Origin of the sequence: Persicobacter psychrovividus (assembly GCF_036492425.1) — a bacterium.
GTDB lineage: Bacteria > Bacteroidota > Bacteroidia > Cytophagales > Cyclobacteriaceae > Persicobacter > Persicobacter psychrovividus.
In genome coordinates this window covers 2,191,495-2,215,275 of record NZ_AP025292.1, presented here as the reverse complement: position 1 = coordinate 2,215,275, position 23,781 = coordinate 2,191,495, and the positions used below count along the sequence as shown (strand labels likewise).

General features: G+C 43.0%; 20 protein-coding genes. 16 read left to right on the top strand and 4 right to left on the bottom strand.

The genetic code is table 11. The features are described from left to right. Positions 1-3: 3 nt before the first annotated feature. The 15 genes from AABK40_RS09430 to AABK40_RS09365 all read left to right on the top strand — a co-directional run bounded on the left by AABK40_RS09430 (position 4) and on the right by AABK40_RS09365 (position 16,512). Positions 4-1,305 carry an NADase-type glycan-binding domain-containing protein gene (locus tag AABK40_RS09430; RefSeq protein ID WP_338396884.1) on the top strand — a complete coding sequence of 434 codons (1,302 nt, stop codon included), beginning with the start codon at positions 4-6 and terminating at the stop codon, positions 1,303-1,305. A gap of 12 nt (positions 1,306-1,317) precedes the next feature. Next, on the top strand, positions 1,318-1,854 hold the full coding sequence (locus AABK40_RS09425; protein ID WP_338396883.1) for a DUF1697 domain-containing protein: 537 nt from the start codon (positions 1,318-1,320) through the stop codon (positions 1,852-1,854). Between the two features lie 84 nt (positions 1,855-1,938). Beyond that, positions 1,939-2,628: an SDR family oxidoreductase gene (locus tag AABK40_RS09420; protein ID WP_338396882.1), complete on the top strand. Its 690-nt coding sequence runs from the start codon at positions 1,939-1,941 to the stop codon at positions 2,626-2,628. 368 nt (positions 2,629-2,996) lie between these two features. After that, positions 2,997-3,578, top strand: coding sequence for an ECF-type sigma factor (locus tag AABK40_RS09415; protein WP_332918921.1), 582 nt, complete (start codon positions 2,997-2,999; stop codon positions 3,576-3,578). Positions 3,579-3,834: 256 nt separating this feature from the next. Continuing rightward, positions 3,835-4,224, top strand: a complete 390-nt coding sequence (locus AABK40_RS09410; RefSeq protein ID WP_338396881.1) for a PH domain-containing protein — start codon at positions 3,835-3,837, stop codon at positions 4,222-4,224. A 30-nt stretch (positions 4,225-4,254) separates the two neighbouring features. After that, the gene (locus tag AABK40_RS09405; RefSeq protein WP_338396880.1) at positions 4,255-4,677 is read left to right on the top strand and encodes a PH domain-containing protein; all 423 of its coding nucleotides are present in this window, start codon (positions 4,255-4,257) and stop codon (positions 4,675-4,677) included. Positions 4,678-4,680: 3 nt separating this feature from the next. Continuing rightward, positions 4,681-5,091, top strand: a complete 411-nt coding sequence (locus tag AABK40_RS09400; RefSeq protein WP_338396879.1) for a PH domain-containing protein — start codon at positions 4,681-4,683, stop codon at positions 5,089-5,091. A gap of 169 nt (positions 5,092-5,260) precedes the next feature. Then, positions 5,261-5,554: a PH domain-containing protein gene (locus tag AABK40_RS23850; RefSeq protein WP_421953305.1), complete on the top strand. Its 294-nt coding sequence runs from the start codon at positions 5,261-5,263 to the stop codon at positions 5,552-5,554. 261 nt (positions 5,555-5,815) lie between these two features. Next, positions 5,816-6,184, top strand: coding sequence for a hypothetical protein (locus AABK40_RS09395; protein ID WP_338396878.1), 369 nt, complete (start codon positions 5,816-5,818; stop codon positions 6,182-6,184). A 287-nt stretch (positions 6,185-6,471) separates the two neighbouring features. Beyond that, complete coding sequence (locus AABK40_RS09390; protein WP_338396877.1) at positions 6,472-9,090, top strand: valine--tRNA ligase; 2,619 nt, start codon at positions 6,472-6,474, stop codon at positions 9,088-9,090. Positions 9,091-9,253: 163 nt separating this feature from the next. Continuing rightward, positions 9,254-10,129 carry a hypothetical protein gene (locus tag AABK40_RS09385; protein ID WP_338396876.1) on the top strand — a complete coding sequence of 292 codons (876 nt, stop codon included), beginning with the start codon at positions 9,254-9,256 and terminating at the stop codon, positions 10,127-10,129. 170 nt (positions 10,130-10,299) lie between these two features. After that, positions 10,300-13,437, top strand: coding sequence for a ligand-binding sensor domain-containing protein (locus AABK40_RS09380; protein ID WP_338396875.1), 3,138 nt, complete (start codon positions 10,300-10,302; stop codon positions 13,435-13,437). A gap of 299 nt (positions 13,438-13,736) precedes the next feature. Beyond that, positions 13,737-14,255 (top strand): hypothetical protein, encoded by a 519-nt coding sequence (locus tag AABK40_RS09375; protein ID WP_338396874.1) that lies wholly within the window; start codon positions 13,737-13,739, stop codon positions 14,253-14,255. Between the two features lie 271 nt (positions 14,256-14,526). Next, a complete protein-coding gene (locus AABK40_RS09370) occupies positions 14,527-15,408 on the top strand; it encodes a hypothetical protein (RefSeq protein ID WP_338396873.1) in 882 nt (293 codons plus the stop codon). A gap of 348 nt (positions 15,409-15,756) precedes the next feature. Continuing rightward, complete coding sequence (locus AABK40_RS09365; RefSeq protein WP_338396872.1) at positions 15,757-16,512, top strand: hypothetical protein; 756 nt, start codon at positions 15,757-15,759, stop codon at positions 16,510-16,512. Positions 16,513-16,594: 82 nt separating this feature from the next. On the opposite strand, the gene ilvC is transcribed toward AABK40_RS09365, so the two are convergent. The 4 genes from ilvC to ilvD all read right to left on the bottom strand — a co-directional run bounded on the left by ilvC (position 16,595) and on the right by ilvD (position 21,750). After that, positions 16,595-17,653: a ketol-acid reductoisomerase gene (gene ilvC / locus AABK40_RS09360; RefSeq protein WP_332918934.1), complete on the bottom strand. Its 1,059-nt coding sequence runs from the start codon at positions 17,651-17,653 to the stop codon at positions 16,595-16,597. Positions 17,654-17,773: 120 nt separating this feature from the next. Beyond that, complete coding sequence (ilvN, locus tag AABK40_RS09355; protein WP_338396871.1) at positions 17,774-18,325, bottom strand: acetolactate synthase small subunit; 552 nt, start codon at positions 18,323-18,325, stop codon at positions 17,774-17,776. An 11-nt stretch (positions 18,326-18,336) separates the two neighbouring features. After that, positions 18,337-20,058, bottom strand: a complete 1,722-nt coding sequence (gene ilvB, locus AABK40_RS09350; RefSeq protein ID WP_338396870.1) for a biosynthetic-type acetolactate synthase large subunit — start codon at positions 20,056-20,058, stop codon at positions 18,337-18,339. Positions 20,059-20,070: 12 nt separating this feature from the next. After that, positions 20,071-21,750 (bottom strand): dihydroxy-acid dehydratase, encoded by a 1,680-nt coding sequence (gene ilvD / locus AABK40_RS09345; protein WP_338396869.1) that lies wholly within the window; start codon positions 21,748-21,750, stop codon positions 20,071-20,073. A 552-nt stretch (positions 21,751-22,302) separates the two neighbouring features. Here ilvD and AABK40_RS09340 point away from each other — a divergent pair. Continuing rightward, positions 22,303-23,769: a lipopolysaccharide biosynthesis protein gene (locus AABK40_RS09340; protein ID WP_338396868.1), complete on the top strand. Its 1,467-nt coding sequence runs from the start codon at positions 22,303-22,305 to the stop codon at positions 23,767-23,769. Positions 23,770-23,781: the final 12 nt, after the last annotated feature.

The following is a 23,781-nucleotide window of genomic DNA, read 5'->3' as shown; positions in this document are numbered from 1 at the left end:
ATCATGGAGCGTCAAGGCATGCCTTGGCGTATTTTTGTTTTAAAGAAACCAATTTCTGAAATGATGAAACAGTTTTCAATCGTAGCCTTTATTTTTTTATCAATATCCGCATTATCACAGGAGATTCAGGAATTAAGTCCATTAGAAATATCACCAATTGAATTAAATGAGGAAGGAGAGAAAGAGTATGCGCTTAAGGAAAAGATTTATAAGCGAATTACCGAGGGATTGGTCAAAGGAGAAAAGTTTGAAAATTTCTCTGAAGCTGAGCAATATGTGGTTCGTAATTATGAAGAAGCAAGGGACGGATATTGGGATGTTTTAGCAGGCTGTAGTTGGTATTGTGGAGCTCAGGGACCAAAAAAAATTACAGGGTCAAGCTTTCTGAAATCACAAAGTGAAATTAATTATGAACCTTCCAATGCACATGATTTGAACTATAAAAATGCTTGGGTAGAAGGGGTTGATGGTTATGGGGTTGGAGAATATTTGGAATATACTTTTGACGCAACATCACCAAGAATTAATAAAATTATTGTTGTCAATGGTTATGTGAAAAGTGAGATGGCATGGGAAAATAATTCTCGTGTGAAAAAATTGAAAGTCTATCTTGATGATGAGCCTTATGCCATCTTGAATTTGCAGGATGTTCGAGGAGAGCAGACCTTCGCTGTAGATCCAATAGGAAATAGTGGTAGAGAAGATTGGGGAGCATTGGAGAAGAAGCCTGATTGGAAGCTTAAATTTGAAATCATGGAAGTTTATAAAGGACTGAAATATGATGATGTTGCTATTTCTGAGATATATTTTGATGGCTTGGATGTTCATTGTTTTGCAAAAGGAACGAAGATTCAAATAACCGAACACTCGACCAAGAATATTGAAGCTTTAAAAGTTGGGGATCTTGTTCAGTACATGGATTCTGAAGAAAGGAAATTGAAGTCGGCTAAGGTTTTACAGTTAGAAAAAGTGAGGCATTGTGGGTTGGTTACTTATCAGTTTGAGAGTGGTCTAACAGTGACAGCAACTAAAGATCACCCTTTTAAAGTTCGAGGAAAAGGTTGGGCATCGCTAAATCCGTATCAATCCAAACAATATAAGGGGTTCGAATATATTGATCAGATAGCCGTTGGAGATGAGTTTATATCTTCATATGGAACTCAAAAATTGGTGAAGATCCAATATTTGGAGGGGCAACAGGAAACCTATACGATCTCAAAATTAAGTGATGGAGATAACTTTATCGCCAATGGGTTGATCGTTGGTGTTGAAGAACTTGATCATTCGGGCTTGAGTACAAAGTAATTTTTATCTGTCATGACCAAAAAAATCGCTATCCTCCGAGGCATCAATGTAGGAGGCAAGAGGAAAATACTGATGGCAGACCTTCGATCTGTTTGTGAAGGTTTGGGTTGGACGGATGTGAAAACCTATATTCAGTCAGGAAATGTGCTTTTTATGTCGGATCGTTCGAATGCTGAATTGGAAATTGAGTTGGAGAAGGCGATCAAAGCACATTTTGGCTTTGATGTGCCCGTGATAATTCGGACTTCACAAGAAATGGAAGGGATTGTCGAGCATAATCCATTTGTGAAGGATGCCGAAATCGCACAGTTACATTTGGTCTTTCTAAAAGAAGTACCGATGGCTACACAAATAGAAGAAGCATTGGTACATAATTTTGAGCCTGATCAATTCCATGTTGCGGGACAAGAGGTGTATTTATATTGTGCAGGGGCATATCACAAAACTAAAATGTCCAATAATTTTTTTGAGAAAAAGCTAAAGGTGGGGGCTACGACACGGAATTGGAAAACGGTGCTGAAGTTGGTGGAACTTAGCAAAATGTGCTGATGTGTTCCTTAGGTACGGGTGCCAATTATTGGGTTGATGGCTGGGGGTTATCAAACAAAGGAGTAAACAAATAATTTACTATTCATGATCGCATTAGTAACAGGAGCAAATAAAGGCATCGGGCACGAGGTTGCCCGACAGTTGGCCGAGCAGGGACATACCGTATTTTTAGGCAGTAGGGATTTGAAAAAAGGAGAGGAGGCTTTGGCTAAATTGTCAGACCCTAAAAATATGGAAGTGGTGCAGTTGGATGTTACCGACAGCACTTCGATCCAAAATTGTTTGAAGGTCATCGAGCAGAAACATGGTTGTTTGGATATTTTGGTGAACAATGCGGGCATCAATTATGATACTTGGCAAAATGTGGTCAATGCCGATTTATCCACTGTCAAGGATACTTTTGATACCAATCTGTTTGGGGTTTGGGAGATGATTCAGACTTTTTTGCCATTGATGCAGAAAAGCGGATATGGTCGTATTGTGAATGTCAGCAGTGGAGCAGGCGCATGGTCGAGCCAAACAGGCGGAACGCCTGGCTATTCCTTGAGCAAGATTGCCCTGAATGCGCTGACGGTTCAATTCAATAATCAAATCAATGCCTCGGATATTCTGATTAATGCCGTATGCCCTGGATGGGTAAGGACGGATATGGGCGGAAGCTCGGCGACGCGCTCTGTGGCAGAAGGGGCCGAAACGATCGTCTGGCTGTCGCAATTGCCAAGTGGTGGGCCTTCGGGGAAGTTTTTCAGGGATAAGGAGGTGATTGATTGGTGAGGTTGAGTAATGTCATCAATATCCTGTAGAGACGTAATTATTTACGTCTAACACAATGGTGGTCTTTCAGGTTTTCCATTCTATTTATTCAAATTGTGACGGGAGTCGTTAAGAATAACGTCTCTACAAGCATTTCAAATAAGGCCTGATTTATCGCATCCGTACAGCTATCAAAATAATCTCAACATCTAATATCCGTTCTGCACTCAAAGAAATTCTATCGATTTTCCCGCGCTTTATTTTCAGATCCACTCGGAATCCGTTACCTTTCCTAATTAATGGTTTTTTGATGAAAAAAAGGTGTTGCACCGATCTGAAACCATTATTGTTAACAATAGAATGAAGAACCTAAACTTGATGATACAACTATGAGCGAGCAACAACAAGAAGTTACTCAATTATTGAATTTGGCCAAGGATGGAGCTGAGGACTTTGATGCTGGGAGGCTTTACGAGATGGTGTTTAGCCAAATGCACCAAATAGCAGAAAGTCTGTATCGTCGTGAACGCGCTGATCATACCCTGCAACCTACCATTTTGGTGAATGAGGCTTTTATGAGCTTGATCGGTCAGGATCATATCGATTGGAAATCTCGTGCCCACTTTTTTGCTGTTGGTGCGCAGGCAATCCGTCGAATTTTGATTCAGCATGCCCGAAAAAAGCACGCTTTGAAACGTGGAGGTGATTATACAAAAGTAGAGCTGGACAAGGCGGTGAACATCCGTGAGGAAGAAGGCGATCAACTGTTAGCGATTGAAGAGGCTTTGAAAGAACTGGAATTGGTGCATGAGCGTCAGGCCAAAGTTGTAGAGATGAAGTTCTTTGCTGATATGAAAATGGAAGAAATCGCAACGGCTTTGGGGGTCTCCAAACGTACCGTGGAGGTCGATTGGACAGTCGCCCGTGCTTGGCTCAAACGCTATATGGCCGAGCAGTTGTTGAACGACTAAGATATGGAAGCACATTGAGCAATCGATGTGCTTTTTTGTTTTTTAGCGCGATGGGCTTTTCCTTGGCATGAATTCCATGTCTTTTATAAAAAGCCCTTTCAGGACTTGCGTGCCGAAGGTACATTTTTCAATAGTTCCGGGTTTTAATCCGATGTACTTTTTTGATCTCCTAAAATATTGCTCATTTCGATATTTTGTTATTGGTGTGTTTATTTGTATTTTAAAAGTAATTTATAGCTATTAACTTATGTCTCCTATGAAAAAGTTCTCCAAGAAAATCACAAAAGGCGATTGGTTCCGTTTGGTGTTAAGTGTTGCTTATATAGCCTTATTTTTTCAGGAAGAAGGACCATGGTATTTCAATGTCTTTATTTCTCTTTTTGTTATCATCGCGCTATCGCAAAGCTTTGGTATAAAATATAAAGTGGCTGATGGGAAATTAATGGTAACGATGGGTCCCTTTAAAGCAAAAGAAGTCAATTTAAACGACATCAATGCCCTTACAGTGATAGAAAACCACGCTATGTTTGGGGGACACCATCTTGAAGTGAAGTACAATACATACGATACGTTAAAGATTTACCCTTCCAAAGAGCAAGATTTTATTGAGGCATTAAAAGGTAAGAATGTGAGCATAGCGGTTTAATTTTTAAGGATTAACTAACGATCAACACAAATGCAATTTCGCTCCAAAATAGACTGGTGGTTTTTCGGGCCAATATTCCTGTTGTTGTTTGGGATCTCCTTTTTGGGAGGAACCAACGATGGAGCTTTTTGGGTAGTTTTCAGCATTGATATGGCCACTATCCTTTTCGTTTTATATGTATTGTTGAGTACCAAATATTGGTTGGACGAACAGCAATTGATTGTTACTTGTGGTATCTTAATGCGAAAGGAAATCTCCATTGACAAAATCCAGTCAATCAAAAAGACCTACAATATGATGAGTTCACCCGCTTGTTCTTTTGATCGGATCGAGGTGAAGTATGGCAAGTATGAAGGGGTGATTATCTCTCCTAAAAATAGAAAAGCTTTTATTGATGAGATCCTGAGGGTTAATCCGAAGGTGGAGGTTCATGAATCTTTAAATATGTCTTGAAAAATGATTTTCCGTTCCAAAATAAATTATTGGCTTTTCTTTGCCATAATGATGCCCTTGTTTATCGGGTTTTATGGAGATGTGTCTGGATGGGAAATTAGATGGCCGTGGTTGGTGTTTGTTGCTTCCATGATTTGTATTCATGGCTATTGGTATTATTCGACTTTTTATAAAATTGGGAACGGTAAGCTGAGCGTGAAATCGGGTTGGTGGTTTTACAAAGAATTATTGATCCGTGATATTGGTCAGATTAGACCAAAAAATAGTGTGCTGACTGCTCCTGCACTGTCCCCCAAGCGTTTGGAGATTGACTTTAAGAATGGTGAAAAATTGATGATCTCACCACGGAAAGAGAAAGTCTTCCTCGATCAATTGGTTGAGATTAACCCACAAATCAAAATAATGACCAAATAAGCTCGCAAAATATGAGTCAGAATACTAAACATGTGTTAAAGACGATACCGAAAAGCATTCGAACTAAAGTGAATTGGTGGCTTTTCGGCATTGTTCCTTGGTTTGCGTGGGGTGTTTTAATGGTGTTGATTCTGAGTCAGTTTGATGGGTACGGTCTTTAGGTCCTGCAATTTATGGAGCAACTTCTGTCATTATTTTTTTTATTCTTACACATATCCAATACCAAATAGAAGGGAAGAAATTGGTGGTTTTTACCCTCTTTAAAAAGTGGACTATACCTATTTCTGAGATTAAGGAGATCAAAAAGAATTATTCAAGACATATTGCGCCTGCCTGTCATTTTGATCGATTGGAGATTTTTTATGGGGAAGATGAAAAGATTTATATCTCGCCTAAAGATGTGGAGGGTTTGGTGAGGGGGTTACTGGAGGTTAATCCTCAGATACGTGTTGATTTTCTCTAAGGTGGAGGAGGTTTACTGGGTTGTAGGGACGTTGCATGCAACGTCCGTACCGACAGGTACAAAATACTTAGTTTGCTATCACGAGAGAGACTCTCGCGGTGGGATAAAAAAATAGAGTGAACCTTTTCCCCAAAATCAATCTGTGCAAATCTGTGTCATCTGTGGGTGAAAAAATAAAACTTCCGCTAAAAAATAATAACTTGCCCCTTCGTCGCACAACCACCATGTTGTGCTTTTTTGTGAATTATAATTTTAGGAATAATGGAAAAATCGAAGTTGGCAAAGTGGGTAGGTTTATTGGGGTTTCTTGTCGGGATTTTGTTCTTTTTCAGGTATTTATATGTGAATGGGATGGCCGCTACGGGCGATGATAAAACCATTGAAATGGCGCAGGCAATTTTGATTGGAAGTATTGCGGTGCTTCCAGGTTTGTTTTTTCAGAACCGACAAACGCCTGAATGGTTATGGGTTCGTGTGGTGTATGTGTTCATGATGTTATTTGCTGTTTTGGGCGATATTTATATTGCTGATCCATTGGGCTATGGTTTACCGATGATGCTGATCGTAATTCCCTTCTGCCTTGTTGTTGCGTCGGTCATTTTGATTAAGGTGCTGAATTCAAAACGGTAATGGTTTGGCCTATAAATACCGTATTATTTTTTATTGTCCACAGATTAGTGAGATTAAAAGGATTTTTTTTGAATTACAGTGATGATTATTCTCAATAACAATAATCAAGGCAAAAAGAAAATCATGCTAATCCTTTTAATCATGTAAATCATGGTCTAAAAACCAAGCACCCCTCCGATCTCGGATAAAAAATCATGATCAAAAAGACCGCAGCATCTCCAAAATTTTCCTAAATTTGCAGACTGCGAAAAATATTATTTTCGACCGAAGATAAAAAACAGTTTACCATGACTTTATCAACAAAATATAATCCTTCAGAAGTAGAGGATAAGTGGTATCAGTATTGGATGGAGAACAAGTTCTTTGCCTCCAAGCCTGATCCAGAAAAAGAGCCGTATTCTATCGTGATCCCACCACCGAACGTAACGGGGGTGTTGCACATGGGGCACATGCTTAACAATACGATTCAGGATGTATTGATCCGTAAGAAGCGTATGGAAGGCAAAAATGCTTGTTGGGTACCTGGTACCGACCACGCATCGATTGCTACTGAGGCCAAAGTAGTGAAGCTTTTGGCGGAGCAGGGCATCAAAAAGTCAGACATTACTCGTGAGCAGTTCTTGGAGCATGCTTTTGAGTGGAAAGAAAAATATGGCGGAATCATCCTGAAGCAGTTGGAGAAATTGGGTGCTTCATGTGACTGGGACCGTACACGTTTCACGATGGAAGAAGACCTTTCTGCTGCCGTGATCGAAGTGTTCGTGAACTTGTACAACAAGGGCATGATCTACCGCGGGATCCGCATGGTAAACTGGGATCCAGTCGGTAAGACTGCTTTGTCTGATGACGAGGTAATTCACCGTGAAGTACAATCGAAATTGTACTATGTGAAGTATGCCGTTGAAGGCATGGAGAATGAATTCGTTACAATCGCGACGACTCGTCCTGAGACTATTTTGGGTGACTCTGCGATCTGTATCAACCCAACGGATGAGCGCTTCCAGCACTTGAAAGGCAAGCGTGTGATCGTTCCGATGGTGAACCGTTCTATTCCGATCATCGAGGATGAGTACGTGGATGTAGAATTCGGTACAGGTTGTTTGAAAGTAACACCTGCACACGATGTGAATGACTACGAATTGGGCATGAAGCACAATTTGGAGACCATCGATGTGATCAGTGAAGACGGTTCGATGAGCGAATCAGCACAATTCTTCGTAGGTGAAGATCGCTTTGTTGTTCGTAAGAAAATCGCCAAAGAGTTGGATGCTATGGGTCAGTTGGTGAAAGAGGAAGACTACACCAACAAGGTAGGTTTCTCTGAGCGTACGGATGCCGTGATCGAGCCAAGAATCTCTACGCAGTGGTTCCTGAAAATGCAAGATTTGGCGAAGCCAGCTTTGGATGCCGTAATGTCTGATGATATTCAGTTGCACCCACCGAAATTTAAAAATACTTACCGTCACTGGATGGAGAATGTACACGATTGGTGTATCTCTCGTCAGCTTTGGTGGGGTCAGCAAATTCCTGCTTACTACTTGCCAGACGGTAAAGTGGTGGTAGCGGAAACCGCTGAGGAAGCTTTGGTGAAAGCACAGGAGATCAATCCTGCATTGACGGCTGCGGACTTGACGCAAGACGAAGATGTATTGGATACCTGGTTCAGCTCTTGGTTGTGGCCAATCTCTGTTTTCGACGGTTTCAAAAATCCTGAAAACGAGGACATCAAATATTATTATCCAACCAATGACTTGGTGACGGGTCCAGACATTTTGTTCTTCTGGGTAGCACGTATGATCATGGCGGGTACAGAATTCAAGGGTGAGATTCCTTTCAAAAATGTTTACCTGACGGGCATCGTCCGTGATGAGAAACGCCGCAAGATGTCCAAATCTTTGGGTAACTCTCCAGATCCTTTGGACCTGATCGCGCAGTATGGTGCTGATGGTGTTCGTTCAGGAATTTTGTTTTCCGCTTCAGCAGGAAATGATTTGCTGTTTGATATCAAGCTTGTAGAGCAGGGACGTAACTTCGCCAACAAAATCTGGAATGCTTTCCGATTGGTGAAAGGTTTGGAGGTTTCTGATGAGATCACTGCAGATCATTCAGCAACCATCAATTGGTTCCGTGGCCGTATGAATCAGGTATTGGCGGAGATCGAAGATCACTTCGAGAAATTCCGTATCCAGGATGCATTGATGGCGGCTTACAAATTGGTATGGTCTGACTTCTGTTCTTGGTATTTGGAGTTGATCAAGCCTACTTACGGTGAGCCTATCGACCGTGCGACTTATAATGCAACGATCGAAATCTTTGAAGAGGTAGTGAAAATCCTTCACCCATTCATGCCATTCCTGACCGAAGAGCTATGGCACCAAATGGCGGATCGTAAAGCTGAGGACGCCCTAATCATTGCACAATGGCCAAAAGGTGGTGCATTTGATGAGACCATGATCGCTGCGACGCAAAACGCTTTCGATGTGATTTCTCAGATCCGTAACGTACGTTCTTCTAAAGGTATCAGCCCTAAAGAAACGTTCAACTTGAGCATCAAAGGTGCGGAAGCAGATTACAAAGCTTTCGAAGGGATGATCCAGAAATTGGCCAATATTGAGGTGATCGATTACGTTGCTGAAGCGCCTGCCAATGCGACCTCTTTCCGTATTAAGAATGACGAATTCTTCATTCCAATGGAAGGTCAGATTGATGTTGAAGCAGAGAAAGAAAACATCACGAAAGAATTGGAATACACCAAAGGTTTCTTGAATTCTGTTATGAAAAAGCTTTCTAATGAGCGTTTCGTGAACAATGCGCCTGAGGCTGTTGTAGCATCAGAAACGAAAAAGAAAGAAGATGCTGAAATGAAGATCAAAACTTTGGAAGAAGCACTGAAAAATTTGGGGTGATATAGGTAATATATCCTGATAATATACTTTAAAGCACGGGTCTTAGGCTCGTGCTTTTTTTGTGGATTTACGTGCCGATTAAATGATGAACAGAATAACGGCAGGATCAGAGTAGCGTTTTTTAAAGGATTAAACACCTTTTAATCTCTAAAAAAAACCACTTATGAAATTCTTATTACAAAGAAGCTGGCTTTTATTGTTGTTGCTTGTGGGCGTGGCCTGTTCAAGTGATGATGATATGTTACCTGAATCAGACACCCTGAAAATCATGATCACCAATCAGGATCCCGTGGAGGGCGCTGCGGTTTCTGCAGGCCAGGTGATCTCCATTTCCATGGACCTGACCTCTACCGATCGAAATTTGCGTTCTTTCTCCATCAAAGGGCCTGGCATAACCCAGGCTTATGAAGATATTTTGGATACTGACAGCGATGATAATCTCGAAGGAATCCGTCCAGGAGATTCTTATGATCAGATCAATAATAAGTCTGTAAAATACACCATGGAATATACGGTGTCTAATCAGGATATTGAAGATGCAAGAGCGGGTGACGGCATGCTGACTTACGAATTTACCTTGACCGATAGGGATGGCGAGACCAAAACAACGGCAAGTTTCACCGTTCCACAGTTTACTTTTGCAGCAGCAGAAACGGCAGATTTGGTTTATACAGGTTCATCGCAAAGTGATGGCAAAAATGAAAATGAGGACGCAGGCATCAAGTATAAAAACAACAGCACCACCTCAGAAGGTGACTTTATGGTATTTGAATCCGAGGATATGGTCGTGGTTGATAAGGCCGTTTATGATGCGGTAACAGCAGCTAATGAAGATTCATATAATGCGGCAATGAACGCTTATGATGGTGGTAGTAAGGTTTCAGAAACGAAAGTTGAGGCCGATAGTAATTTTAAGCCTGTATATTTAATTGTTAAAAAGGATGACAACAACTTTTCTGTTGTTCAGTTCACAGCCTTAACTTTTTCTCCAGGAAACAATGTGGCGAAAATAGAATATAAGCTGATCGGGAAAATGTAAAAATAAGATTGCGGTATATGGAAGGCGGTTGATGTAAAGTCAATCGCCTTTTTTTATTTGGGGTACCGAAATCGTTTGCGGAATTGATAGTTGTTAATGATTAGGGGGTTTCTTTTTAATGATTTATAATTATCATAATTTCATCCTTATTTCATCAACCCTATATGCGTATGCGTAAAATTACTTTTTTGGGTCGAATAGCGATGGTGCTGACCCTTATTTTTTCGGCTATTTTTTCAGCCTATTCAAATAAACGAATATTCAATCATTACAGTACTGTAGAGGGCTTAGCGCACAATACTGTTAATGCAATTACCAAAGATTCGAGGGGCTATTTATGGCTGGGTACCCAAAATGGCCTAAGCCGCTTCGATGGCCGTCAGTTTCAAACTTACCGTACTGGCGAGGACCCACAACAGGGCCTCATGGATAATTATATAAATGGCTTGGCGGTAGATCAGGATCAGGGTATTTGGCTGACTACGAATCGGGGGTTCCTTTCTTATTTATCTTTTGAACAAGATACCCTATCACATTATACTCTTGGTAAAATTGTACTGACAGATGTTAGGGTGCTCGATGGGCAAAGCGTGCTCGTTGGTTCAGAAGAGGGACTTTATCTGTTTCAGAAGAAGGAAAAGCAAGCCCGACTTATAGCAGGCACAGAAGACCTGTTGATTTATGAAATTATTCCACAGTCCGATGAGGTGTTATTGCTGGCGACCTCACAGGGTGTTTACCGTTACCACATTCCTTCTTCGGTAGTGAGCCTGATGGGGGTGCAGGGGAAGCCTGTGTGGGCACTGGCCTACCACGCTGAGGAAGGGCGGCTCTACGCCAATTCTGGGGATCGTGTTTTTATGCTTGATAGGGCGTCCTCTTCTTTTAAAGCCCTGCAACTTCCAACCCGCGGTTCGATGAATCAAATTTCCAGTTTAGCAATTTTTGATGGCGAATTATGGATTGGTAGCGAGCTCGGGGTGTTCATTGAAAAAGCAGATGGTTCTATGGAACAAATCAGCAAAGGCGAGGGGATTTATGATTTGTCGGATGATGACATTGTATCTTTTTTTAAAGACGAGCTGGGCGCCATGTGGATCGGTACACGTTATGGTGGCATAAATAAATGGGCTAAGGGCAGGGATTTCCGTTCTTTCCGTGCCAAGGGTGGCGTGCTGAAGCATAACATTGTGCGTGGGTATGCTGAAGATGAGGATGGAAACCTTTGGTTTGGATATGTAGGGCATATGGGTTTTACCCGTTTTGCCTCGAAGACGTATGCTGATACACATTTTAGTCATGTGCCAAGTTCGGTTTATAAGGTATTACCTGCCGAGGATAACAAGGTTTGGCTGGCACTTTTTGGTGAAGGTCTTGGGCTTTATGATTTGGATAAAGGGCGACTGATTGCGCATTACACCACCCACAACAGTGCGATACCTCATGATGAAGTACAGGATGTATGTTATGGGCCTAATGGTTATTTGTGGCTGGCGACCAGTGGCGGTTTGTCACTTTTCAATCCACAGGATTTTTCCTTTATCAATTACACCTCTGAAACGGGCGACATCAGAATTGCGGATAATCGTGTGCAAGCTGCCACAATAATTTTTGAAAACAAACGCGCTTGGCTGGGGACTTGGGACGGTATCAGTTGCGTACATATTGGGGATGATGGCCTGTTGGAAAAGGCGGTAAATTATAAGTCAATAGATGATTCAGACCCCACTGATATTCCTGATAACAGAATCACGGCCATGACAAAAAACAGCCGATCCAACTTGGTGGTGGCGACCTTTGGTGCGGGAATTTTTGAGATGACTCCTCAGGGCAAAGTAATTTGGCAGCTGAATGAATCGCAGGGCGCACCATCAAATTTGGTGCTTGGTGTGCATGAAGATGCTCAGCAGCGTTTGTGGTTTTCTACAACAGAAGGTTTGGTGTCTTATCAGCAAGACAATCAAGAAATGCTGATTTTTGGCAAGCAGGATGGTACTCAGGGCGATGAGTATTTCTGGGGAGGACATTATCAGCGAAAGGACGGCACAATGATTTTTAGTGGTACTGAAGGAATGACGGTTTTTAACCCGAAAGACATTCAGAAAAATACCCTCGGGGCAGTGGCAGTGATTAATGATATTAGCATTATGGGGGCGCCGCTGCGGGCGGGTCAGCCTATTTCAGGAGGGACCCAAATCGCCACGGTCGATCCATTTTACCTGAGCGATCTTAACATCAAAGAATCACAGAATTTACTTGAAATCAGTTTTACAGCCTTGCAAACGTTATCTCCTGAAAGAAGCCGGGTGGATTTCATGCTCGAAGGTTTCGATGAAGATTGGCGGGTGGCTAAAAAAGGGCAATCGAGTGTAACCTACAGTAATTTAGCGGCAGGGGAGTACGTTTTTCGACTAAAAGCGGCAAATTCAGATGGGTTATGGGGCCGCGAGCGTCAGTTGGGCATTAAGGTTAGGCCATTATTTTATAATGCGGTATGGTTTCGCTTGTCGGTGCTTCTATTCATGATCACCGCAGTAGTTTTAGGCTTCAGGTACAGGATAAAAAGAGAAAGGCAAGCGAAAATTTTGCTGGAGCGTAAAGTTGCCAAAGCTGTAGCGGATGTAGCTGAACAAAAACGAATGCTGGAAGAGAAATATGCTGCTGAAGCCGATGAAAGATGGATTGAGGGGGAGCTGAGTGCGCTGTCGAAGGTATTGAATAGCAACAGAAATGCGGTTGATAAACTATGTCAGGGAATCCTTCGACGATTGGCAGAAAGCCTTTCTTGTCCGCTTGGGGTGATTTACCTGAAAGCAATGGACCAGGAGCAACTTTATGCCGCAGGAACCTATGGGGCGGAAAAGTCGGGACGTACGCTATCAGTAGGTGAGGGGGTGGTAGGTGCTACTTTTGTGGATGCCGAAGCCAAAACATTTTTAGACCTCCCTGAGGATTATTTTCAGACGATTTCTTCCGGCTTGGGAAGCGTAAAGACCGGTGCGCTGTACCTTTATCCGATTCGCTATGAGGAAATTGTTGTGGGGGTTTTGGAGCTTGGATTTTTCGAGCCATTGAGTGCGTTACAGATCAACTTGCTGGAGCGTATGGTGGAGATGATGGCCATGAGGATTAATGCAGTGCAGATGGGTGAGCAGACCGAGAAATTATTTTCTGTCAGTCAGCAACAAGCTCAGGAACTCTTACAGCGAGAAGAAGAATTGAGACAGAACCTCGAAGAATTGCAGGCAACACAAGAAGCCAGCGAGCGACAAATTAAAGAACTTGAGGCGCAGCTGATGAGTCAATAAGACGCCTCATCAGTAGTGGGGTGCTCGGTGAAATGAACAATTTTGCCCATCAAAAAATGTGATATGAAGTTGAAATATTCACCAACCCTCCGCTGATGATTGACCTTTCGGGGGTTTGTGTTACAGATTTTGAAATGAAAAACCGTCAAGTGGTGTGGTCTCAATAGGTTGAACATCAGCGCTTTATTTTTGTATTTTTTTAGAAAGAGGTGAATTGTATTTTCATGAGTATGAATTAAATGAACAATTATTGGCATTAATGTTGTTTTTATGAGGGTAAACTAACCATTACTTAAAGAATGAAAAATTTACTCCTACTATTTTTGGCTTTTTCGGCAGTATTTGGAATGACCTCATGTGAGAGCGGCCCAGATTCCAATGTTGAATTGAGTGGTATCGATTTTAATTTGAACAAAGGAATTACGTTCCATACAGGATCTTCTGATTTCAATGCGCGTTTTCACCTGAAGGCCACAACGGCATTTGACGGCATGACTGTTGAATTGTACCGTGAGGATTCTCGCCGTGATACAGATGTGAAATCTATCTCTATTCACCCAGGAAAAGATGCTGAGTTTAATCAAGGGCAATCTCTGAGAGCGTTGGGATTGGGGAAATATGATAAGACGAATATCAAAAATATGTTTATCCCGAGCATTTTTGAAGAATCAGAATTCAATTTTGATTTGAATCAGCTTATTCGTGAGAATGCTGTCGCTCGTCGTGAAGAGAAGACGTATTACAATATCGATATCAAAGTGCGTGACCGTGCAGGTTTCGAGAAAACTTATGAAGTGCCTGTAACAGTATTACCATAAGGTATTAAATTGTTATAAAGAGAAAACCACATGATTCTTCATCATGTGGTTTTTTTACGATTTAGAAATAATATCACTAATTGAATATATTTATAAATAATATATATAAATATATAATTAACGATAAGTGTTGTCTTGATTTTGTAATTACTTGCCATATAGGGAGTTAAGTTTTTGTTGTTGTTTTTTTAATGATTTTGCAATCATAGTCATGGAGTTTACTGAATAAAATAATACTTTTGCGGACGAATTCATGAACCTAATTTTTATTATGAAAAATTTATTTTACGCAACATTAGCTTTATTCATGGTTGGTGTGTTGACTTCCTGTGGTGAAACAGAAGACATTTTGCCTTCGGAGAGTAACTCTTTGAATATCAAAACAACACAGAGCACTGACGATTACGTGGTATCTGGCCAAAAAATTTCCTTTACAGCACTTTTGACTTCAACAGACAAAAATCTACGCACTTTTGAAGTGAGTGGACCAGTGGATTATGCTGAGCTGTCAGTGGAAAATATCATTGACACCGAGAAAGATGACAGTGGAGATAAAACCTTGAAAAATCTTCGTGCTGGTGATGAGTATGTTTATACCAACGACAAGCAGGTGGCTTACACGGTAAATTACACTGTAAGTCAAAATGATATTGACGAGGCATTGGATAACGATGGTAAAATGGAATTTATGATTTCGATCAGCGATAAATCTTTGATCGGTTCGGGTTCTACTGGTGTGAAAACAGCAAAAGTGGAATTCATGGTGCAGACTGCTACGCCATTGGAAGAGGCTGATTTTAAAGCGGAGCGTTCTGGTGGAGCAGACGCAACAGGTTTGGATGCTTACGGCCTTGCCTGGACATCAAACACTAATACATCAGCGATCATCAAAAAAGATGCTGATAAATTAGTGAAATTATCGGCAGAGGATTATGAAAATATCACTTCTGTAGAAGCATTGATGGCAGCTGTAGACGCTGCTGACGATATGGACGATTTCCGTGATGTAAGCGTGAGCGAAAGTAAAGATTATGACTTGGTGATTGCGACTAAAAAAGGCGACGATTACTTCATGATCAACATTACCCGTGCAGATGTAAAAACAGCAACTGCGGGTACGACTGTTACTGTAACAGGAAAAGTGAAAAACTAAATTTTAGTTCCTAAATATGTAGAAAGCCTTTACCGTTTTGGTATGGGCTTTTTTTTTGTGCCAAAAATGCTCCTGCTTGGGGATCTCCACGAAGGGCATAATAGCAACGCTGGCAGTGGCTATGGTGAAGCATAAAAATGAGGAGGGGCCGTCGGTTTGTCAATAATTCATTTTAGATAAACGATGGGCTGTTTGGTCAAGCGGATTCCTATGGCTACCTTTGCGGGCTTGTTTTATTGTCAGAGATATTCACGTTGCGAGGCATACTTTTTACCTTCTGAACAGTTATATACAGGCAATAGGCAGCATTAAGCCGCTGTAGAGTGAGCATAAATAAGAAAAACTGATATGACGACAAGTCAAATAGAAAAGATTAACGCAGTAATTGCGACCTACTTTGAACAACATCCTGAGGCTAATTCAATCCCTGTGAAATTAATCATGCCTGATATGGTTCAGGCGGGTGTATTTGCTAAAGATGTAAAAAAAGGGATGCCTTTCCGTAAGGTATTGAAAGCCCTGGACAAGCAAGGAGAGCTTCAGCAGATTCCTGCGATTTACGCCGACCGCCATGAAGATGCCACTTATTGGTACCTGGTGCGTGAAGGAAAAACCTTCTCTTCTCCTGCAGGTGTGCGTAAGGAGCCTAAAGAGGTGAAGAAAGAAGATAAGTTGCTTCAGGTGATTACCGATGGGTTTTACCTGGTGAATATTGCCAACGAATTGCTTGGAAAAGAAGCTTCTTCGCAGCATAAGTTCAGCTTCCTGTTGGGAGATTACCATAAAGATGGAAAATCGCGTACAGCCCTGCCTATTGATGCTTATTACGAAGAGCTGAATATGGCCATTGAATTTATTGAGAAACAACCGATCGAGTTTAAATCGACAAGAATGACGGTTAGTGGCGTAACAAGAGGCGAGCAACGCGCGATGTACGATCAGCGCAAGCGAACAACGCTGGCCAAAGAAGGGATTGCCATTATTGATGTACCTTATGCCGATTTCCGTTGCGATGAGAAGGGTAAACTGGTTCGTGATCTTGAGGCGGATACAAAGCTGATGCGCGAATTTCTTGCTGATTATATTAAGGAAGAAGAAGCCTAAAGGGCACCCAAAAAAGAAAAGCCACCTTAAAGTAGGTGGCTCTCAAAATTATTAGATGATTGATTGTTTCAAAGGTAAGGGCTTATGCCTCTACTTTTTCAGACTCTGGACGCAATTTACGAACAGCAGCACCTGCACGCCACATTTCAGAATCCTGAAGCTCTTTCAATTCTGCTTCCAAACCTACACGGTAATCGTCTTTCGAGTTTGCATCGATTGAACGCTGTGCTTCATTACCACAAGCAACTTCATCATACAATTCCTGGAATACAGGCTGTGTTGCATCACGGAATTTCTTCCACCAATCCAAAGCACCACGCTGAGCGGTTGTTGAACAGTTTGCGTACATCCAGTCCATACCGTTTTCAGCAACCAATGGCATCAATGATTGTGTCAATTCTTCTACCGTCTCGTTGAATGCTTCAGAAGGGCTGTGTCCTGCCTTACGCAATACATCGTACTGAGCGGCAAAAATTCCCTGAATAGCACCCATCAAAGTACCACGCTCACCTGTTAAATCAGAGTAAACTTCTTTTTTGAAAGTAGTTTCGAACAAATATCCTGAACCTACACCAATACCTAAAGCAACCACTTTTTCACGTGCTTTACCTGTAGCATCCTGGAAGATTGCAAATGAAGAGTTCAATCCACGTCCTTCCAAGAACATACGACGCAATGAAGTACCAGAACCTTTTGGAGCGACCAAAATTACATCTACATCTTTAGGAGGAACAATACCTGTACGCTCTGCATAAGTAGCACCAAAACCGTGTGAGAAGTAAAGTGTTTTACCTGGTTTCAAAGCAGCTTTTACAGTTGGCCAAACGGCAATCTGACCTGCATCAGACAATAAATACTGGATGATTGTTCCGCGCTCAAGCGCTTCTTCGATAGAGAAAAGTGTCTCTCCTGGTACCCAGCCATCAGCAACGGCTTTGTCCCATGATGCTGAACCCTGACGCTGTCCAATGATCACATTGAAACCATTATCTTTCAGGTTTAAAGACTGACCAGGACCCTGTACACCGTAACCGATCACAGCGATGGTTTCTGATGACATGACCTCACGCGCTTTTTCCAAAGGAAACTCTTCACGTGTTACTACATTTTCTTCTACGCCGCCAAAATTGATGATTGCCATAATGTTATTTTTTATTTCGTTTGATATTAGATTTATTTTATGGAGTAGGGGCACTGTCTCCAATGCCCGTACATTTTAAATGATCACCGGGGAATGTTTCCCGAGATCAAAGAGGTGTCGTTATACGGCCGCTTTGGCCTTTACTTCCTGAATGTGTTCCTTCAGTTCGTCCATCGGTTTGGTAATCGATACCCTTCCCGAGCGGACAAATTCAGTAACATTGAACTTTTTTAGTTCTTCAAAAAGTCGGGTGGTTTCTTTGCGGTAACCTGTTTTTTCGATCACGAAGAAATGCTCTTCAATCGATAAAATACGCGCTGCCTCCCGTCGGATAATGTCCTCGACCTCAATGCCATTTTTCAATACTGATGTTGGCAATTTGTAAAGGGCAATTTCCTGGTGAATGGTTTCTTCTGCTTTGTGGTAGAAGCATCGGTAAACATCCACTTGCTTTTCTATTTGTTTGGTGATCAGATCCACCTGACGAGGCGTTGTATTGACAACGATCGTAAAGCGGTGAACACCTTCTACTTCCGACTGCGACACATTCAACGCTTCAATGTTGATGTGGCGTTTGGTGAACTGATTGGTTATCCTTGCGAGCAGACCAATAGCGTTTTCGGTGAATATCGAGATGGTGAACTCTTCGTTGAGTGGCACTTGCTTAACCATAGTCATGAACTTTATTTTAACCTTATATCTGTTACCGTGGCGCCAGAGGCGATCATCGGAAATACATTTTCTTCTTTGACAACCATGCACTCCAGGAACATGGCCGACTGGTGATCCCGAAGCTGAGCCAGGGCATCATTCAATGCCGACTTATGGTCAATTTTCAGGGAGGTAATGCCGTAGGACTCTGCGAGCTTGACAAAGTCAGGGTTCTTCAGTGGCGTACTTGCGTAACGGTTGTCGAAGAACAGCTCTTGCCATTGGCGTACCATGCCGAGGAACTCGTTGTTGAGTACCACAATTTTCACGGCAATATTATAATCGAGAATCATCCCTAATTCCTGAAGGGTCATCTGGAAACCACCGTCGCCAATAATGGCCACCACCTCACGCTCAGGGCAGGCAACTTTGGCGCCAATTGCGGCAGGCAGACTGAAGCCCATTGTTCCGAGGCCGCCAGAGGTAATGTGTGAACGGCTTTTGTTGAACGCGCTGTACCTTGCTGCCTTCATCTGGTGTTGCCCTACATCAGATACAATGATGGCGTCACGATGAAAGGTTTTGGCAATATTTTCTACCACCTGCGCCATGGTCAGCTGATCGCCTTCGGGTGCTACCTCAGGCAAAATTACCTCATTTTTCTCCTCCTGATAGAAGGCATCAAATTCAGCATACCAGCTGGCGTATTTGTCTTTCGACTGTGCATCTAATCCTGCGCTGATGGCCGAAAGAGCCTCTTTGGCATCGGCATTTACAGGGATGGTTGCAGGGATGTTTTTATCAATCTCCGCAGGGTCAAGCTCAATATGAATCACCTTGGCCTGTGTCGCGTAAGTTGCGGTGTTGCCAGTTACCCGGTCATCAAAACGCATCCCGACAGCGATCAGTACATCGCAGGAGTTGGTGAGCTTGTTGGGCGCATAGTTACCGTGCATGCCGACCATTCCAGTATAGGTGGGGTGGTCAGAAGGCAGTGCCGACAAGCCCAAAAGGGTAGAGGCGGAAGGGATTTGTGTTTTGTCCAAAAAGTCCTTCAGTGCCTGTTCCGCTTCCGAGAGAATAACGCCCTGTCCCCAGATAAGGAAAGGTTTCTCGGCAGTGCGTATGGTGGCAATTGCTGCCGCCACAGCGCTTTCATTAAGTTGTGGTTTCGGGATATAGCTGTTGATGATCTCGCAAGCCTGATATTTAAAATCTGTTTCCTGAAACTGCGCATTTTTCGTGATGTCGATCAGTACTGGTCCTGGTCGTCCAGATCGTGCGATGTAGAAAGCCTTGGCAATAATCTCGGCAATATCATCAGCATCTTTAATCTGATAGTTCCATTTGGTACAGGGCATCGAAATTCCTGTAATGTCGCACTCCTGAAAGGCATCGGTACCGATAAGGTTGTAAGGCACCTGACCTGTGAAACACACCAAAGGGGTGGAGTCGATCATGGCATCAGCAATACCAGTAATGATATTGGTAGCGCCTGGGCCTGAAGTGGCCAGTACCACACCGCATTTTCCTGAGGCGCGGGCATAGCCCTGAGCAGCATGAATAGCACCCTGCTCGTGTCTTCCCATAAGGTGGGTTACCTCGCCTTCCGCACGGTAAATGGCATCATAAATGGGCATATTTGCACCGCCAGGGTAACCAAAAATGGTATCGACACCTTCATATACCAACGCTTTTACAAAGGCATCAGCACCGCTTATTCTCTGCGTTGTTGTTTGATTTTCAGTCTCCATAATGCTATCAGTTTAAAAGCGATCGGTAACACAACCTTTAGAGGCTGTGGCTACATTTTTGGCATATTTATATAAAGTTCCGCGCGTCTTTTTCAATGCTGGCACAACCCATTTTTCCTTTCTTTGCGCCATCTCCTCGTCAGAGATATGGAGCGTGAGCAAGTTACTTTCTGCGTCAATGGTAATTTTGTCGCCTTCCTCAATCAAGGCAATAGGTCCGCCGACTTGCGCTTCTGGTGTGATGTGGCCCACGACAAATCCGTGTGTTCCTCCAGAGAAACGCCCGTCGGTGATCAGGGCCACATCATTACCCAATCCAGCTCCCATAATGGCGGCAGTTGGCTTTAACATTTCAGGCATCCCAGGGCCTCCCTGTGGTCCTTCGTAACGAATGACAACCACATCGCCTTTCTTGACAGTGCCTTTGGCAATGCCATCATTGGCATCGAATTCACCCTCAAAAACACGGGCGGTACCCGAGAAGGACAATCCCTCTTTACCTGTTATTTTTGCAACCGAACCTTCAGGTGCCAAATTCCCCTTCAGGATTTGAAGGTGACCAGAGGCTTTGATCGGTTCGTCCCAGTTCATGATTATTTTTTGATCTTCTGGAAGGCGTGGTGCGTCCTGAAGATTTTCGGCAACGGTTTTTCCTGTGATGGTCATACAGTCGCCATGCAAAAGACCTTTGTCGAGTAGCAAACGCATGACCGCTGGCGTACCACCGATCTCGTGCAGGTCTTCCATCAGGTATTTTCCTGAAGGTTTAAGGTCTGCAAGGAAAGGCGTTTCATCTGAAAGGCGTTGCATATCCTCAAGGTCGAAAGCGATATCCGCGGTGTCGGCTAATGCCAATAGGTGTAAAACCGCATTGGTGGACCCGCCCATAATCAAGGTCAGGCGGAAAGCGTTCTCGAAAGATTTTTTTGTCAGGATATCTGATGGCTTGATGTCTTTTTCAATCAGGTTGCGCATCAGTTGACCTGCTCTTACAGCTTCCTCTTTTTTGAGTGGGCTTTGTGCAGGAATCGAGGCGTTGAAAGGCAATGACATTCCCAGTGCTTCAATCGCCGATGACATGGTGTTTGCGGTGTACATTCCGCCACATGCTCCAGCGCCGTTGCAGGCTTTCTGTACAATGGCTTTGTATTCCGCTTCGGTAATGGTTCCCGCGACTTTCTTTCCCCAGGCTTCAAAGGCAGAAACAATATCGAGTTTCTCCCCATTGTGTTTCCCTGAGGCGATCGTTCCGCCATACATCAGGATCGAAGGGCGGTTCAGGCGAATAAGTCCCATCAGTCCGCCAGGCATATTTTTATCGCAACCCACTACGGTAACGACACCGTCATAGGCTTGTGCGTTTACCACTGTTTCTATGGAGTCGGCAATAACATCCCTCGAAGGCAAAGAGTAGCGCATTCCAGGGGTTCCCATTGAAATACCATCGGAAACACCGATAGTGTTGAAAATCAATCCTACAAGATCAGCATCTTTGGTGCCTTTCTTAACATCTTTGGCCAAATCATTCAGGTGCATATTACAAGGGTTGCCCTCGTAACCTGTGGAGGCAATTCCGATAAATGGTTTAGCTAACTCTTCTTCTGTCAGGCCAAGGGCGTAGTGCATGGCTTGTGCGGCGGGCTGGTTGTCGTCTGTGGTTACCAGATGACTATATTTTTTATATGTATTCATAAAGGAGAATTGTGAAATAATGCGTGAATCAAGCGTGCTCTTTGGTAATTATTCAGCGGAAATGATCATCTTGTTCGTCAGTGCCTTATACCAAAGAGCAGATGACGACGATCGCTGAAATTACACTGACTTGAAGCAAAAAAATGACGCTAATCTCCACCGACAGCTGCTCACGAATGCGCAGGACGTTTTCGCCAGTAAGCATTGGCAAGTTAGAAGTGGAATATGGTTGATTGGCTTGTACCATTTTGATTAGATTGCTTTTCCCGTCGTTTAGTATGATTCAAAAATAGAAACCGTAGACAGATTTGGGGATTCAAGTTTTCTGAACTTTTACAATGTCTAAGGCTTCAAAAGTGTGGTTAAGTAGTTGATTTATAGTGGTTATGGTGTTTTCTTTTGTTGTAATCTAAGCGAATCGGTGGAAGTGTATTTTTTGCGGTAAGATGTTTTTTTGGGACGAAAAGAATAAAATTTTAAAAGGGAAGCCACCGAAAAGATTGGCAATTCAAGTACCCTTTGTAACTTTGGCCTTTATTTTATCAAGCTTTTATGGGGATTGTAGTGAAGCAAGGGGTTCGAGCCTCCTTGATGACATACTTCGGGGTGATTTTTGGCGCCCTGAATTTTTTGTATTTCATGCCAAAGGTTTTGGCTCCCGACCAAATAGGCATGGTGCGTCTGTTGCAGGATCTGGGCATGTTACTGGCGTCCTTTCTGCAGTTTGGCCTGCCGACAGTCCTTGACCGGTTTATTCCTACGCTGAGGAAGCAGCCGATGTCGATTCCCAAATTCGCTTTGCTCTATCCCTTGCCGCTGATTGGCTTGTTCCTTTGTTTCTTTTGGCTTGCTCCAGATTACTGGGCGCGCCTTCTGATGGGCGTTAATCCAGAGATGATGCCTTACTTTTACCTTGTGCCTGTACTGATGATCTTGATGATCTACCAGCTGATGATGGAGTCGTTTTATCGGGCAAATCTGAATATCGTTTTTTCTGCTTTTACCAAGGAAGTTTTTCTGAGGATTTCCCTGAGCTTGCTTATTGGCGGCGTGGCGTTGTCGTGGATTGGTTTTCATGAACTGATGTATGGCCTGGTAGGTGCTTATGCGGTGGCTGTGCTTTTGCTGATCATTTATGCGCAGCTAAAAGGATGGCTGAACTGGCAGGGGAAAGTTTTGCCTCCAGTATCGGAACGAAAGCCCATGTTGCATTTTGCGTGGTTTGTCATTTTGTCTTCAGCAGGCGCTTTGGTCTCTACGAAGGTGGACAGCCTGATGATCAGCAGCATGATTGGTCTGGATGCTCTCGGGGTGTATGTGATAGCGTTTTTTATAGGTACGGTGATAGAGATTCCCCGAAGGGCTATTTCCCAGATTGCCATACCGTTGATCTCAAAGGCTTTTAAATCGGATGATTTCGAGGGAATTGAAAAGCTGTATCAGCAAACTACGGGAATACTGGCGGTAGTGGCCTCATGGTTGTTTCTGGGGATTTGGTGCAACATTGATGTCGTATATCAGCTGATGCCCAACTCCGAAATTTATAAGGCGGGCGCCATGGTGGTCTTTTGGGTAGGCTTGAGCAAGGTGGTCGATATGATCTTTGGCCTCAATAGCGAGATTATTCTTCAGTCGCCAAAATATAAGTGGGTAACTTACTTTACGGTGGTTCTGGCCTTTTTACTGGTAGTGACCAACCTACTGATGATCCCTGCTTTTGGAATTGCTGGTGCGGCCTGTGCGACTTTCCTCTCGATGTTGATTTACAACCTGCTCAAGTTCAGGTTAATATTACATGAATGGCATTTTCAGCCCTTTACGAAAAACACCTTGTACTTTTTGCCCTTTCCCTTCATCGCTTATGCTCTTGTTTTGCTTCTTCCTCAAATGCAATGGCTGGTATTATTTACATTGCGGGGGGTGATGATCACCACAGTTTTATATGTTGGTGCGATTATTTCGGGAGTTTCAATGGATATCAATAGATTTCACCGTCGTTATGTGCTCCGACAGCAATAGTCAAATATCAAT